This is a genomic window from Marivirga tractuosa DSM 4126, from assembly GCF_000183425.1.
Taxonomy (GTDB): domain Bacteria; phylum Bacteroidota; class Bacteroidia; order Cytophagales; family Cyclobacteriaceae; genus Marivirga; species Marivirga tractuosa.
On record NC_014759.1, the window covers coordinates 3,964,468 to 3,979,758 of the forward strand.

18 protein-coding genes are annotated in these 15,291 nt (G+C 34.7%); 7 read left to right on the forward strand and 11 right to left on the reverse strand.

The features are described from left to right. Positions 1-2: 2 nt before the first annotated feature. Genes FTRAC_RS16785 through FTRAC_RS16800 form a run of 4 tightly spaced genes read left to right on the forward strand, consistent with a single transcriptional unit; the run spans position 3 to position 3,896 of the window. Positions 3-1,478: a cellulose synthase family protein gene (locus tag FTRAC_RS16785; RefSeq protein WP_013455477.1), complete on the forward strand. Its 1,476-nt coding sequence runs from the start codon at positions 3-5 to the stop codon at positions 1,476-1,478. 1 nt (position 1,479) lies between these two features. Further along, entirely contained in the window at positions 1,480-2,778 is a 1,299-nt protein-coding gene (locus FTRAC_RS16790) for a hypothetical protein (RefSeq protein WP_148230105.1), read from the forward strand. Next, complete coding sequence (locus tag FTRAC_RS16795) at positions 2,771-3,280, forward strand: rhodanese-like domain-containing protein (protein ID WP_013455479.1); 510 nt, start codon at positions 2,771-2,773, stop codon at positions 3,278-3,280. Before FTRAC_RS16790 ends, FTRAC_RS16795 begins: the two co-directional genes overlap by 8 nt. Then, the gene (locus FTRAC_RS16800) at positions 3,273-3,896 is read left to right on the forward strand and encodes a TIGR04282 family arsenosugar biosynthesis glycosyltransferase (protein ID WP_013455480.1); all 624 of its coding nucleotides are present in this window, start codon (positions 3,273-3,275) and stop codon (positions 3,894-3,896) included. Before FTRAC_RS16795 ends, FTRAC_RS16800 begins: the two co-directional genes overlap by 8 nt. Positions 3,897-4,172: 276 nt before the next feature. Here FTRAC_RS16800 and tsf read toward each other — a convergent pair whose 3' ends face one another. The 9 genes from tsf to FTRAC_RS16845 form a co-directional block, all read right to left on the reverse strand. Next, a complete protein-coding gene (tsf, locus tag FTRAC_RS16805) occupies positions 4,173-5,003 on the reverse strand; it encodes a translation elongation factor Ts (protein ID WP_013455481.1) in 831 nt (276 codons plus the stop codon). 117 nt (positions 5,004-5,120) lie between these two features. Further along, positions 5,121-5,930 (reverse strand): 30S ribosomal protein S2, encoded by an 810-nt coding sequence (gene rpsB / locus FTRAC_RS16810; protein WP_013455482.1) that lies wholly within the window; start codon positions 5,928-5,930, stop codon positions 5,121-5,123. A gap of 31 nt (positions 5,931-5,961) precedes the next feature. Continuing rightward, positions 5,962-6,348: a 30S ribosomal protein S9 gene (rpsI, locus tag FTRAC_RS16815; protein WP_013455483.1), complete on the reverse strand. Its 387-nt coding sequence runs from the start codon at positions 6,346-6,348 to the stop codon at positions 5,962-5,964. A gap of 11 nt (positions 6,349-6,359) precedes the next feature. Continuing rightward, positions 6,360-6,803, reverse strand: coding sequence for a 50S ribosomal protein L13 (gene rplM, locus FTRAC_RS16820; RefSeq protein WP_013455484.1), 444 nt, complete (start codon positions 6,801-6,803; stop codon positions 6,360-6,362). A 212-nt stretch (positions 6,804-7,015) separates the two neighbouring features. Beyond that, positions 7,016-7,729: an RluA family pseudouridine synthase gene (locus FTRAC_RS16825; RefSeq protein WP_013455485.1), complete on the reverse strand. Its 714-nt coding sequence runs from the start codon at positions 7,727-7,729 to the stop codon at positions 7,016-7,018. Between the two features lie 17 nt (positions 7,730-7,746). Beyond that, complete coding sequence (locus FTRAC_RS16830; RefSeq protein WP_013455486.1) at positions 7,747-8,826, reverse strand: sensor histidine kinase; 1,080 nt, start codon at positions 8,824-8,826, stop codon at positions 7,747-7,749. Positions 8,827-8,834: 8 nt separating this feature from the next. Next, on the reverse strand, positions 8,835-9,524 hold the full coding sequence (locus tag FTRAC_RS16835) for a response regulator transcription factor (RefSeq protein ID WP_013455487.1): 690 nt from the start codon (positions 9,522-9,524) through the stop codon (positions 8,835-8,837). A gap of 111 nt (positions 9,525-9,635) precedes the next feature. Further along, entirely contained in the window at positions 9,636-10,670 is a 1,035-nt protein-coding gene (locus tag FTRAC_RS16840; protein ID WP_013455488.1) for an aminopeptidase, read from the reverse strand. Further along, the gene (locus FTRAC_RS16845; RefSeq protein WP_013455489.1) at positions 10,667-11,797 is read right to left on the reverse strand and encodes a hypothetical protein; all 1,131 of its coding nucleotides are present in this window, start codon (positions 11,795-11,797) and stop codon (positions 10,667-10,669) included. The genes FTRAC_RS16840 and FTRAC_RS16845 overlap by 4 nt, the downstream gene beginning before the upstream one ends. Positions 11,798-11,900: 103 nt before the next feature. Between FTRAC_RS16845 and recA the strand changes: the two genes are divergently transcribed. The 3 genes from recA (at position 11,901) to FTRAC_RS16860 (ending at position 14,150) form a co-directional block, all read left to right on the forward strand. Further along, positions 11,901-12,932, forward strand: coding sequence for a recombinase RecA (gene recA / locus FTRAC_RS16850; protein ID WP_013455490.1), 1,032 nt, complete (start codon positions 11,901-11,903; stop codon positions 12,930-12,932). Between the two features lie 143 nt (positions 12,933-13,075). Next, positions 13,076-13,693: a DUF3267 domain-containing protein gene (locus tag FTRAC_RS16855; protein ID WP_013455491.1), complete on the forward strand. Its 618-nt coding sequence runs from the start codon at positions 13,076-13,078 to the stop codon at positions 13,691-13,693. A 55-nt stretch (positions 13,694-13,748) separates the two neighbouring features. Next, positions 13,749-14,150 (forward strand): hypothetical protein, encoded by a 402-nt coding sequence (locus tag FTRAC_RS16860; protein WP_013455492.1) that lies wholly within the window; start codon positions 13,749-13,751, stop codon positions 14,148-14,150. A 3-nt stretch (positions 14,151-14,153) separates the two neighbouring features. Here FTRAC_RS16860 and FTRAC_RS16865 read toward each other — a convergent pair whose 3' ends face one another. Together FTRAC_RS16865 and FTRAC_RS16870 are read right to left on the reverse strand one after the other, a co-directional pair. Next, a complete protein-coding gene (locus FTRAC_RS16865) occupies positions 14,154-14,615 on the reverse strand; it encodes a c-type cytochrome (RefSeq protein WP_013455493.1) in 462 nt (153 codons plus the stop codon). Continuing rightward, complete coding sequence (locus FTRAC_RS16870; protein ID WP_013455494.1) at positions 14,605-15,267, reverse strand: SCO family protein; 663 nt, start codon at positions 15,265-15,267, stop codon at positions 14,605-14,607. The genes FTRAC_RS16865 and FTRAC_RS16870 overlap by 11 nt, the downstream gene beginning before the upstream one ends. Positions 15,268-15,291: the final 24 nt, after the last annotated feature.

A 15,291-nucleotide genomic window follows, 5' to 3' on the forward strand; every position in this document is an offset into this window, starting at 1 on the left:
GCATGACTTGGGAGTGGTTAATTATTGTACTTTACGGACTCAGCTTATTGTTCATATTCTTTTTTAGTTTAGGACAGTTGCATCTTACTTTTCATTATTTAAGAGCTAAGAAAAAGCAGAAAAAGAATACTGTGCGAACGCCTGAAATGAAAGGTGAATACCCTAAGGTTTGTGTGCAATTGCCCATTTTTAATGAAAGATATGTGGTGAATAGATTGGTAGATGCAGTTTGTGAGTTGGATTACCCAAATGAATTGCTTGAAATTCAATTATTGGATGATTCCACAGATGAAACTACTGAAATGCTGGAATCCAAAGCGCAATATTGGCAATCAAAAGGCAAAAATATTAAGCTCATCCGAAGACCAGATAGAATAGATTTTAAAGCTGGAGCTTTGAAATACGGTATGGAAATAACGGATGCTGAATTCATTGCAATTTTTGATGCTGATTTTCTTCCGCAGCCACATTTCCTGAAAGCTACGGTTCCACATTTTCAAAATGAAAAAGTTGGAGTTGTCCAAACTCGTTGGGGGCATGTTAATAAGGATTACTCACTCTTGACTCGTTTACAAGCTTTTGGCTTAGATGCTCATTTTACCATAGAGCAAGTAGGTAGAAACAGTGCGGGTTCTTTTATCAATTTTAATGGAACTGGTGGTGTTTGGCGTAAAGAAACCATCATAGATGCAGGAGGTTGGTCAGCTGATACTTTAACAGAAGATTTAGACTTAAGCTATCGTTCTCAGTTAAAGGGCTGGGAATTTTTGTATAAAGAAGATGTAGAATCTCCTGCTGAATTGCCGATTATCATGCCTGCTATAAAATCTCAACAATTCAGATGGAACAAAGGGGGAGCAGAAACGGCAAGAAAGAACTTTTTGAATGTGTTGAAATCACCCATTAAGTTTTCCAATAAGCTGCATGCATTTTTCCATTTATTCAACAGCTCCATTTTCATAGCAATTTTGATCACGGCTGTACTTAGTGTCCCTATGCTGTGGATTAAAAGTATTCATCCAGAGTTGGCGCTAATGTTCCAAGTTGGAAGCGTATTCCTATTAGGCTTTTTTTCCATTGCTATTTTCTATTGGGTCGCTAATAAACATTTGATGAAAGGCATTAAACATGGTAAATATTTCTTTAAAACCTTTCCTTTATTCATTACAGTTTCTATGGGCTTATCATTGCATAATGCCTTGGCGGTGGCTGAAGGCTTACTTGGATTTAAGTCAGCTTTTATTCGTACACCCAAGTTTAATATTTCGGATAAAAACAAAAGTTGGAAGGATAATCAATATATCAAATTGCAGTTCAGTTGGCTAAGTGTTTTGGAAATCTTGTTAGCTTTTTACTTTGCCTTTGCTATCTTTTTAGGCATTAGCTTGGGTGATTATGGCTTAATCATTTTTCATCTAATGTTGATGCTGGGGTTTTCAATGGTTTTTTATCATTCCGTAAAACCACAACTCAAATAAATTGAAGTCCGCTGGAAAGTATATGGCTTTGCTGGTGATGAGTGCATTACTCATTAGCATCAGCTATTTTACTTTTCGATTTGAAAGTGTATTGATCTTAGGACAATTTGTTGCTCTTTTTGCTCTTTATTTGTATCTGGCTTTTCAGAAAAAGAATTTTTCCCTTAAGGAAATAATCACTTTGGGAATACTTTTTAGATTGCTCTTATTCCTTTTGACTCCGAATTTATCCGATGATGTTTACCGCTTCCTTTGGGATGGAAAATTATGGTGGGAAGGAATAGATGCCTACGCTTTTTTGCCTTCTGAAATTGCCAAAGAAAAAATTCTGAGTCCGGAGTTATTTGCTCAACTTAATTCACCTAATTATTTCAGCATTTATCCTCCACTTAATCAATTGATTTTTGCCGTAGGAGCGGTGTTTGAAAATACGACTTTAGGTGTTATTTCAATTCGATTATTTATCATTTTGGCTGAAGTTGGGACATTAATTTTGTTACCAAAAGTTTTACTGCAATATGGGAAAGACCCAAAATCCTTGCTTTACTATGCTTTTAATCCTTTAGTGATCTTAGAGTTGAATGGTAATCTGCATTTTGAAGCCTTTGTGATTTTCTTTTTGCTTTGGGCAATTTATGAATTTGAAAAAAACCGATTCAGTAAAAGTGCATTGGCACTAGGCTTGGCTATTAGCTTCAAGCTCCTACCACTCATATTGCTTGCAAGCTTTTTTAGAAAGCTGAATTTAAAGCAATACATGAAGTTTATCCTATTAGCATGTTTAGTGGCAGCTATCACTTTTTTACCATTTTTATTTTCAGAAGCACTGAAAGGAATCTCTACCAGTACTTCTCTCTATTTTCAGAATTTCGAATTTAATGCAAGCTTGTATTATTTAGTTCGAGAAATTGGTTTTACAATTAAGGGCTATAATATTATTGGCACAGCTGGCCCCCTAATGGGAATTATTGCATTTTTTGGAATGATAATATTCAATATTTTGGCATCTTCAAAGATGAAACTACCTGAAAGAATGTTATGGACTTATATGATTTATTTTATGTTCGCTACTACAGTTCATCCCTGGTATGTTTTACCTATTTTGGTATTGGGAATATTAAGTGATTACAAATTTCCTATTTTATGGAGTTTTATGGTTTTCTTTACCTATTGGGGATATTCTCAAACCGGTTATAAAGAACATTTAGGTGTAGTGACAGTTGAATACATCTCATTAGTAGCTTTTATCGTATTTGAATTAATAGAAAGAACTAAAAATAATAAAAAGCTTTATGCTTAAAATCTGGCTCAATATCATGTTATTATCATTTCTGCAATCGTTGGTGGCTTGTGGTCAGCAGACTTACGACCAAAAGCTTCAATCTTTATATAAAAATACTGTTTCGCTGATTCAGCCACAGGAAGTAAAAGCTAAGCTCAACAAGGAGGATGTCGTGATTTTAGATACTCGCTCTGCCAAAGAATATAGCGTAAGTCATATACCCAATGCTAAATTTATAGGCTATGATCATTTTGACATTTCCCAAGTGAAAGATATTCCAAGAGATAAAGAAATCATAGTTTATTGTTCTGTAGGTTATAGAAGTGAGAAAATAGGGGAGAAGCTAAAGGAAGCAGGTTTCAACAATGTAAGTAATATTTACGGAGGAATATTCCAATGGAAAAATGAGGATTTGGATGTTGTAAACCAGAAAGGAGAAGTTACCGACAGCGTGCATACCTATAATAAACGTTGGAGCAAATGGTTGGAAGAAGGAAAAGGAATTAAGGTTTATGAATAAAAAGCGTTTACTGATTATTTTCGTTAAAAATCCCGAACTGGGGAAATGTAAAACTCGATTAGCAGCTACCATCGGAGATCAAAAAGCATTAAATTTCTACAAAAATATGCTTATTCGAACCAAAGAAGTGTCTGAAAAAGTAGAGGCTGATAAAGCGATTTATTATTCTTCCTTTATAGATGATAATGATTTATGGTCCAATGAGCCACCTGTCTACAAATTCCTTCAAAACCAAAATCCTGATTTAGGAATCAAAATGCAATCTGCCTTTAAGGAAGCTTTTAGTAATAATTATGAGTCAGTATGTGTTATTGGTAGTGATTGTTACGCTTTAGACGAGAAAGTCATTGACCAGGCTTTCAAATCATTGGGAAGTAAAGATGCTGTTTTAGGGCCAAGCAATGATGGAGGATATTATTTACTGGGCATGAACCAATTACATACTGAGCTTTTCGAAAATAAGGAATGGAGTACGGATACTGTGGCTTCCGATACTATGCAGGACTTTAAAAACCTAAATTTGGAATTTGAATTATTGAAGGAGTTGACGGATATTGATAATGAGGAGGATTTGAAGAGTATTCCAGAAGCTGAAAAACAGCAACTCTTAACATAACTAGCAATTAATTTTACATCTTTTTTGATAACTGGAATTCCCCAGTTTGGGTGTTTTCACCCAAACATTTACTAGAAAGCTCTTGAATTCTCACAGAAATTTGAAGGTAAAAGCACCTTCAAGAGGGGTTAGTTGTTTGAAAAGTGTTGAGTAATAAATTTTTGTCATTATTGAGATTAACAGGGTGATAGAAGCAAAAAAGCCTTTGAATTCATAATCCAAAGGCTTTCCAATATCAAAAGTCTAGAATCTAGGTTCTAGAATCTTAAATCTATTTTATCCAATCGCTACTCTCTTAAATTCAGTAACCGTCATTCCTTTGTTAACTGAATCTAAGTATTGAGCAATAGAAGTTTTGTTGTCTTTTACAAAAGCTTGTGGTAATAAAGTATGCTCTTTGAAGAACTTGTTTAATTTACCAGTAGCGATTTTTTCCAACATTTCTTCTGGCTTACCTTCTTGACGAGCAGTATCTTTTCCTATCTCGATTTCTTTTTCGATAACAGAAGCATCAACACCGTCTTTATCAACAGCAACTGGATTCATGGCTGCAATTTGCATGGCAACATCTCTACCTGCATCTTTTACATCAACACCACCAGTGTTTTTCAAGGCTACTAATACACCTAATTTAGCTCCAGCATGAACATAAGAAACTACTTTTTCACCAGTTAAAGTTTCATAATGGCTGATTTCGATTTTTTCACCGATTTTCCCTACCATTTCGATCACTTTCTCGCCAATAGTAATGTCTTCGTAAGGGATGGCTTTTAAAGCATCCATATCAGCTGGTTTTTCAGCAGCAACTTTACCAATGATTTCTTCACCAAACTTCTGGAAGTCTTCATTTTTAGAAACGAAATCAGTTTCACAAGTTAAAGAAATTAAGAAAGCCTGAGTTTCATCATCATTGGTTTTGATGAATACATTACCTTCAGTAGTCTCTCTATCTGCTCTTTTTTCAGATAATTTCTGTCCTTTTTTTCTTAAGAATTCAATGGCTTTGTCGAAATCACCATCAGCTTCAGTTAATGCCTTTTTGCAATCCATCATGCCGGCACCTGTTATTTCTCTAAGCTTTTTTACTTCTTGTGCTGTAATAGCCATGCTTAATTGATTTTAGTTTTAATAGTATATGTTAGAATGGGTTAGAATAAAAAATTGAACACCAAAACGAGTTCGATGTTCAATTGCATATTTATTCAATATTGTTCATTTGAAAATTTATTCAGCAGATTTGTCAGAAGTTTCCTCTTTCTTAGGTTCTTCTTTTTTAGATTCCTCTTTAGCATCTACTGCTTTTTTCTCTTCTTCAGCTTGTTTCATTTTAGCATCATCTTTCTCTGCTTTTCTTTCCATTAAGCCTTCTTCAATAGCTTTACCGAAAGATTTCAAGATCAAGCTGATTGATTTCCATGCATCATCATTAGCAGGAATTGGATAATCAACTTGAGTAGGATCAGAGTTAGTATCCACCATTGCAAAAACAGGGATATTTAATTTCTGAGCTTCTTTGATTGCGATGTGCTCTCTTTTGATATCGATTACAAAAAGTGCAGAAGGAAGTCTGTTTAAGTCAGCAATACCGCCTAAAACTCGCTCCATCTTTTCTTTCTCTCTTTGAATCATCAATCTTTCTCTTTTTGCAAGATTAAGATATGATTCTTCTTTTTGCATCTTATCGATATTAGCCAATTTTTTCAATGACTTTCTGATAGTTGCAAAGTTGGTCATCATACCACCTTGCCATCTATCTACTACATAAGGCATGTTCAATCTTTTTGCCTCTTCCATCACAATGTCTTGTGCTTGTTTTTTTGTAGCAACAAATAAAACTTTTTTACCAGAACGAACATGGTTCTTGATAGCATGACATGCTTCATCTAAAGCAGCCAAAGTTTTATTAAGGTCAATGATGTGGATGCCATTACGCTCCATGAAAATGTAAGGAGCCATTTTTGGATCCCACTTTCTTGTTAAGTGTCCGAAATGGACACCAGCTTCAAGTAAGTCGTTGTACTCAAGCTTAGCCATAAGTGTTTAAATTTATATTGTTTGTAAAAAATTAACGTTTTGAGAACTGGAATGCTCTTCTCGCTTTTCTTCGTCCGTATTTCTTACGTTCAACCATTCTAGGGTCTCTAGTAAGGAATCCTTCTGCTTTTAATGCTGGCCTGTGCTCAGGATCAAGTTCACAAAGTGCACGAGAAATTGCTAAACGTACAGCTTCTGCTTGACCTGCAACACCACCACCATCAACATTCACTTTAAGGTCAAAAGAACCTTCAGTTTTTGTTGTAGCAAATGGTTGGTTAACGATTGCTTGAAGAATTTCAGTTGGGAAATATTCCTTAACGTCTTTTGTATTAACGGTAATAGCACCTTTGCCTGACTGCATATACAATCTAGCAACAGATGTTTTTCTTCTACCAATGGTGTTTATGATTTCCATCTATTGATTTTTTAGATTTCTTTAACTTTAGGTTTTTGTGCTTCATGACCGTGTTCTGTTCCTTCATATACATAAAGGTTTCTGAACAAGTCTCTGCCCAATCTGTTTTTCGGCAACATGCCTCGTATAGCTCTTTCTACTAATAAAGTAGAAGATTTCGCTTTCAACTGACGAGGGGTGATTTCACGCTGACCACCAGGATATCCTGTGTAGTGCTGGTAAACTCTATCATCCCACTTCTTTCCAGTCATAAGGATTTTGTCTGCATTGATAACAATTACGTTATCGCCACAGTCCACATTAGGCGTAAAACTTGGTTTGTTTTTACCACGAAGAATTTTGGCTACATCGCTGGCAAATCTACCTAATACTTTTCCTGCAGCATCTACTACAACCCAGTCTTTTTCAACTGTGGCTTTGTTTGCCGAGATGGTTTTGTAACTAAGCGTATCCACTATTTTTTCTTTTTGTTAGTTCTTAACTCCTTATTAATTAGCTTTTTACAGATAGTAAACATTTATGATCGGGCGAACTATCCGCTAAAAGGGACACAAAGATAGAAGCTTATTAATTGAAAAACAACACCCTACGGAAAAAATCGCATTGATTTCCTGATTGTTTTTGCTGTTTTTCTACCTAAATGTTAAAGACCAGCTATTTTCTGAGATTATCTATTTTTTCTCAACTGCTTTAGCGCCACTTCTATATCTTTGGGATATGGGGCTTCTACTGAAACAACTTTACCTTTCAAATCAGTTAAACTTATGCTAACTGCATGTAGGGCAAACCTTTTTATAATGGGATGTTCTTCTTTTTCTTTACCTCTTACAAAGTTCCTTTTAAAAGAAGATAAATATAAAGGCTGTCCCCCATAAGTTTCATCCCCTGTTATTGAAGCATTTAGAGAGGCTAAATGTACTCTAATTTGGTGCATCCTACCAGTTTCTGGTCTGCAGGCAACCAAAGTATGTTTTTTAAAAGTTTCAATAGTATTGAAAATGGTTTTGGCATTCTTTCCTTGCCGATGCGATATTTTGACATAACCTGATGCCGTGGTATGCAAAGGTAAATTCACTTCCTCATCCTTGAATTGATGTAAACCATCTACAATGGCCGTATAGATTTTTTCTACTTGCCTGTGCTCAAATTGCATGGAGGCATTTCTATAGGCTTCAGGATTTTTTGCTACTAACAGTACCCCCGATGTTTCTTTATCCAGTCTGTGACATATTTGATAATCATCATTGTATTTTTTCACTAAAGATAAAATGGTCACAGTGTCGTTTCTATCCGCTAAGGTAGAAACGAAAGGCGGTTTATTTATAAAAATATAATCCTCTGACTCTTCTATAATCAAAGGTTTTAATGATTTGTAATACATCCTCAAATTAAAGTTATCTATTCTCCCTCTTCATCTGCTATTGGTACATAAGGCTCAGGCTCTTTTTCCACAGGTAGTTTAAAGCTAAATAAAGAGCCTTTCCCTACTGTGCTTGTAACGGATACTGAAGAGCCATGCGCTTCTATAATATGCTTCACAATAGCTAAACCTAAGCCTGTACCACCTCTTTCTTTAGATCTACTTTTATCTATTCGGTAAAATCTTTCAAATATCCGTTTGATGTGTTCAGGCGAAATTCCAGCACCATGATCTTGAATAGCAATGGTGACTTCTTTTTGGTTTATTTCAAAACCGACCACAATTTCGGTATTTTCATCGGAATATTTGATGGCATTGGAGATCAAATTTACAATTACTTGATAGATACGCTGATAATCTGCAATTACATTTATTGGACCTTCGTAGGATTTATCAAGTTGAAGGCTCATATTTTTTTTGTCTGTTTTTCCCTCAAACTGGTCAAAAACATCTTCTACCAAAGCTAATAAATCGATTTCCTCAAAATGCATGGTGATTTCTCCTGCTTCTATATGAGAGAGGGTTAATAAATCATTGACTAGCATTTCCAGTCCATCTAAGCTTTTAGCAGCTTTCTTTAAGAATTTTCCTCTTACTTTTTTGTCTTTCACTGCGCCATCAATAAGGGTGTATACAAAGCCTTGGGCCGCAAAAATAGGGGTTTTTAATTCGTGAGACACATCCGCTAGAAACTCCCTACGATAGGTTGCCATTCTTTTAAGCTCATCAATTTCTTGTTGCTTATTGGCGGCATAGCTAAAAATTTCCTGATTGATTTTTCTTAAGGGGTTGAATGATTTTTGTGTTTCTAGATCATTTACGAATGAATAGTCTTTTTCACCAAGCTTATTGAAAACTTCATACAGCTTATTGATTTCCTTAAAAAATAGAAATTCCAAAACGATGCTAATTAATAAATAGGAGGAAGAGGAAGATAAAATAAAGGTAAGGATCAATGCAGTAGTTCCGACCCCTTCCAACAAACTAAGGAAAGCAGTGGTAACAATGCCAATTGAAAGTGCTAATAGTATAGAAACTCCTCTGGAATTAAAAAGCATAGTTTTTTCTATTCCATATCAAATTTATAACCAACTCCTTTAACAGTAGAAATATAACCATCTCCAACCTTTTCTCTAACTTTACGCACATGAACATCAACTGTTCTGGCTAATACGTATACATCAGACCCCCAGATGTTTTGCAACAAGTCATCTCTGTTGAAGACTTTATTCGGGTTTTGCGCTAAGAAGTAAAGCAATTCAAACTCTTTTTTCGGTAATGATACTTGTTTGCCATCTACAGAAACTGTGTAACTGGTTCTATCGATCGTTAAGCCACCAATTGTAATTTTATTATTGTCTTTTTGTTTTTTAACATCTCGTCTAAAATAAGCATTAATTCTGCTCATTAAAGCGCGTGGCTTTATGGGTTTGGTAATGTAGTCATCTGCCCCATTTTCAAAAGCAGCAACTTCGGAATATTCTTCTGAACGAGCGGTCAAGAAAATAATGAATGAATTAGCCGATTCAGGGGTTTCTCTGAGTTGACGGCAGGTTTCCACTCCATCTTGATTCGGCATCATGATGTCAAGTAGAATCAATTGAGGTTGAAATTTTTGAGCTTTTTCAACTGCCGTTTTTCCATCTTGAGCTGTTTCTACCTCATAGCCTTCTTTTGTGAGGTTATATTCCAATAGCTCTAAAATGTCTGATTCATCATCAACGACAAGCACTTTGTGGCTTTGCTTGTTTCCCATGGTTATTTGTATTTTGTTTTAGGCTAAATTCGATAAAAATATTTATAAATTAAGCGATTAAAATGGTAATAACAATTTCTTAATATGGAATTAAACTTAAGGATATATGCACTATAAAGAATTGAAGTTCTTTTGATAAAATTCCAACATTCTTTTGATATCCCTATCAAATTGTTTTTCAAGTTCTTTTTCGAGTAGTTGCTGATGTCCAGAATACCGTTTGTATGCAAGTAAATAAGCATTGTTCACATCAATTTCGCTGGTTGAGAATTTTTTATACTTTGGGTTTGTGAACTTTTGATTTTGTAAATCCTCCTTAAACTTTTCTATTAAGTAATATTTCTGATTTTCCTTTTCAGTAGTGCTGTAGCCTTCTAGTTCCTGATATAGGCTATCGAATTTTGGCAAGTAGTTTCTGATGAATTGATTAAGAGCATTTCTGTCTTTAAGCTCAGATATGTATTCTTTATAATCTTGACCATATTCATCCCGATTTTTTTCAAAGAACATTTTAGTGAATTCTTGTCCGAAAAAAGAAGCTAGATTCTCATTGAAATCTACACTGTCTTTAATGAATATTTCATCGTGTGTTAATTCATGAAATATTAATTCTGCTAATCTTCCATTGCTGTATTGCAATACATTGCTTAATAATGGATCGTTTAGCCAGCCTAAAGTTGACCAGGCGCTTGCAGTTCTTAGCCTAACATCGAATCCTTGGTTTTTTAGTTCTTTTTCGAGTTTTAAGGCTTCCTTTTCAATAAAAAAGCCTTTGTAGCTTAATTTTCCTAGCAAAGGAAATTTCCATTCGTAATTTTCGAGTTTGTAGGGGTAGGCAGCAGTCACTACCCACATCAATTCCTTTCCCTTTTGGTCAAACATTTTCTGGTATTGACTTTCAGAAGAGAATCCTATTTCAGATTTGGCAAATGCTTTTACATTTTCAACTAATCTAATTTTAGCTTTTAAGGAATCAGGAAAGGAGGCCTTATTCAAGTACGTATCCAAAGGCTCAGCATTATACATAATGGAAAACTGGCCTTTAGCTTGTTGCCACCCATATTGTAGTAAATCCCATTTTATGACAACGAACATCATTATGATTGTGATTGTCAGCAATAATATTTTGCGAAATATGGACTTCAATTATTTTTCTTTATTGGTATAGTTTTAAAAATATTGAAATAAATAGCGTGAGAAAATTCGAATATCCGATTCTTAAAATCCCAATAGGGTTCAAACCTTAGTAGAAGTGTGGAAGATTCACCTATATGAAATTCATTCATTACTCTTAATATTAATAATTTTCTTTCATCTTCAAAAAATCTTGAATTGGGGTCAGTGCTATAGGACTGATATAATCTGCCGCCTTTATAGGAATAAAAATGATCTCCTTGCCAGTAACTTAGCATAAAATCACCTATTTCAGTTTCTAAAGTTCCGTTAAGATAATAACCATAACCTTGAGTGTAAGGTAAACGGAATTTCTGACTGTTGTCTATGTAATGTAAAAAATAGCCTTCCCATTTATGTCCTTTAACAAAACCTGTTTCATATTTTGTATGGTAAGAAGCTCCAAGGGCATTATTGAATCTGGTGACCAATGGTTCTCCTCGTAAAGCGTCTATTTGCCCTGCACGGTGATACCCTCTGAATTGATAATGAAGACTAGCAGTATTGCCATTCTTTTTCAGAACATCATATTTACTTACTAGTCCGCCCGAAACTTCTTCCTTAAATGGAGAATCTTGATAGATCATTTTTTCCCAGTTGATCCAGGCATCGAAAAATATTCTTTCGGTATTGTACAAATATTGAATGCCATTTTCAGGGGCGTCTATTAATAGTCTTTCAAAATCTTCAAGTGGCTCTAACATGCGATGATGAATTGAACCGTTATAATTCCCAAATATTAACTGACTATAATTCCAATCATACAAAACACTAAAGTAAGGTATTGAATAGGTTAGGTTATTGTTCCCAAAATCTTTTTGAAGAAATATACCAGCTTGAATATTCACTTGTTCGTGAAGTTGATAGCCTATACTTGGTGTAAATCTTGTGCCAAACAAAGTATATCCTTTTACAATTCTATTGAAATATTCATTGTTTTTATTGAAAGACAGAAATCTTAATGAAAAGCTGAAAGGATCATCTATAGTGCTGTCTTTTTTAATTTTTTGTTCAAAGCCTGTGTTGTCTAATTGAGCCATCACTGGATTAGCAAAAAAGGCTAAAATAATGATGGAAATACTAATTATTTTGAATTGCATAAAATTTAGTTATAAAGCAAGGCTAAAGCATTTGGCAATTGTTTCTTTTCCTGCTAAATTCGATGCAGCAATTTACAAATAAGCCCTATACAAATTATTAAAGATGAGCGAAAAAAGCGAAAAATTAAAAGCATTACAACTAACTATTGATAAACTGGACAAAACTTACGGGAAAGGTTCTGTCATGAAGTTGAGTGATGAGAAGGTAGTGGATGTTCCCTCCATTCATACCGGTTCTTTAGGATTAGACATTGCGTTAGGCATAGGTGGAATTCCAAGAGGAAGAGTAATTGAGGTTTATGGACCTGAATCATCCGGTAAAACCACCTTGGCTATGCATTGTATTGCTGAAGCCCAAAAGGCTGGTGGCATGGCTGCGATTATTGATGCTGAGCATGCGTTTGATAAAGCCTATGCTGAGAAATTAGGGATTGATACCGAGAATTTATTGATATCTCAACCTGATAGCGGTGAGCAAGCTTTGGAAATAGCTGAACATTTAATTCGCTCAGGAGCTTTAGATATAGTAGTGATTGATTCCGTTGCGGCTTTAGTTCCTAAAGGAGAACTGGAAGGCGAAATGGGGGATAGCAAAATGGGGCTTCAAGCCAGACTAATGTCTCAGGCATTAAGGAAATTGACTGGAGCCATAAGCAAAACTGGTTGTTCTTGTATTTTCATTAACCAATTAAGAGAAAAGATTGGTGTGATGTTCGGTAATCCTGAAACAACTACAGGTGGTAACGCTCTCAAATTTTATGCTTCTGTTCGTTTAGATATCAGAAGAATAGGTAGCATTAAAGAGGGACCTGATAACATCACAGGTAACAGAGTGAAGGTTAAAGTCGTGAAAAATAAGATGGCACCTCCGTTCAAAGTAGTAGAATTTGACATCATGTATGGGGAAGGAATTTCTAAAGTTGGCGAAATCATTGACTTAGGAGTGGAGTTAGAGGTGATAAAGAAAGCAGGTTCTTGGTTCTCTTATATGGACAATAAACTGGGTCAAGGAAGAGATTCTGTGAAATCCTTGATTTTGGATAATCCGGAACTGATGGAAGAATTGGAAACGAAAATTAGAGCCAAAATTAACGGAGAGGATTTGGAAGAGCAAACTGAAAAAGCTAAAAAGTAGACTTAGAATCTAGTAAATAATGATATAAAAAAACAGCTTCTTAAAGGTAGCTGTTTTTTTATATCCACCTGCATGTAAAATTCATTAAAGCTTAACACAATCTGTTAATCTAAAGACTTGTTTTCACGTACATTTATGTGAGAATGAGTCCAGAGCTTTTAAAAAATAAAAATCACTACAAAAATGTGCTGTCCATCATGGATAGCACTGAATGGCTGCTGTTTATATCCACTTTTATCAGACGGAAAAATCTCATCACTATAATTTACTGGACATATCTCTTCATCGGATTAGTGGGGGGTGTTTTTATTCTTTTCGATTACAATTTAGTAACTGTTGAATCCAGGTTTTGGATTATTGGCATAACAGGAGGTTTATTAATCTCCCTATTAGTGAGTCCTGTTTTGCATGAGCTAATTCAGGTAATATTTTTTAAACTCTATGGTGCGAAGCATGTCAAATTCAAATGGAATTGGAGTCTTTTTCGATTTAATGTGCAAGCGAATGATTTTACGCTAAGTAAATGGAGATATTACGGAATTTGCTTAGTTACCTTTTCTCTTTTCTCAATTCTACCGTTTCTGTTGGCCTTCTATGCTGATGGAGCTATACTTTTCACTTTACTTTCTTTATCCTTTTTTCATGCACTCTATGCCATGAAAGATTTAGCAGTTTGTAGCTATTTATATAAGTTTCCAAATTGTTATATTTACAGTTCTGAACAGGATAAGACAGTTTTTTACAAAACATTGCCTAAGTAATCGGAACCAGTCTGTACTATTGTCGTTTTCAAGAATAAATCTTTATAAAATTGAAATGAAAAATATTTTAAAATTAAGTTTTTTTCTTGTTGCTATCCTATTGGTTAGTTGTACATCAAAAGAGAAGGATATTGAAAAATTGAAGTCTGAGACTATTGCTATTCATGATGAAGTAATGCCTAAAATGGATGATATCATGAAATTAAAAAAGGCTTTAAAAGCTAAGAAGGATACTTCTGAGGACGTTAAGCCAAATCAAGTTCAAGATCTGATATTAGCCTTGGAAGAAGCAGATGAAGCTATGATGAATTGGATGCGAAATTATGATCCCAGAATGGAAGCTATGTCTGATGAAGAAAAAATAGCGTATTTAAAAAGGCAAAAAAAATCTATTGAAGAGGTAAGCGAGAAAATGAAATTTAGTATTTCAGAAGCTGAAGCTTTCTTGAATCAGTAAAATTTATTGACAGTTGGAGAGTGATTCTTCAACTGTCTCTATTTCAATCATTCCCTTTTCATTTCCCCAGCTGTTGTAAATGTATGTTGAGATTTCAGCTATTTCCAGATTGGTGAGTCTATCTAAGGCAGGCATAGCTTGATTGTAGCTTTTTCCATTTACTGTAATTTCACCTATCATTCCGTTTTTAATCCCACAAATGCTTCTCGGAATATCCGCTAACATATAATCAGATTTAGCCAGTGGAGGAAATAATTTACCTAGTCCATCTCCCTGCTCTTGATGGCAATTGCTACAATGTGTAGTGTAGAGCTGTTTGCCTTGTATCATATACTTAGCAAATTTCTGCATTTTGACATCAGAATAATTTTCAGTTGCAGAGTTTTTAAATTCTTCATATCTGCCACAAGAAAAGAGCACAAGACTGAAAATTAAAAAAGACAAGAAAACTGAATTATTTCTCATAAGTAGCCAAAAGTAATTCAATATCAGTAATTAATTTATCTACTTCCTCAGCACGGGTGCCATCGTAAACACCTCTGATTTTTCTTTCCTTATCTACTAAGACAAATGCTCCGCTATGTAGATAACCGCCTTCTTCATTTTCATCTTCCATAGCAGTAACCATATATCCTTTTTGACCTAGTTCATAAATGGCTTCTTTTTCTCCTGTCACAAAATTCCATTTTGGTGCCTTTACTTCTAGTCTTTCAGCAAAATCCTTCAGTAAAGCAACAGTATCATATTCAGGGTCTATGGTGTGGGAAATAATACCAACTTGATCATTGTCTTTATAAGCTTGATATACCCTCAACATTTGTTTTTTCATTGTAGGGCAAATAGTTGGACATGAAGTGAAAAAGAAATCGGCTACATATACTTTTCCTTCAAATGTTCTTGGAGTTACCCAATTACTATCTTGATTCACTAATTTAAAGTCTGGAATTGTATGGTCAACAGTATCGGTTACAGTCTTTCCGTCTACCACTTTCTCAATATATTGTTTTCTTCCTAGTACAGGGAACTCTGTCTTTTTATTTTTCTGATTCTCCAGTCCACACGCAGCTAGCGTAAGGGCGATTAAAGTGAAAAGAAAAGTTGATTTTAAAATCTTCATTTATAAAAGAATTATGAATTATGA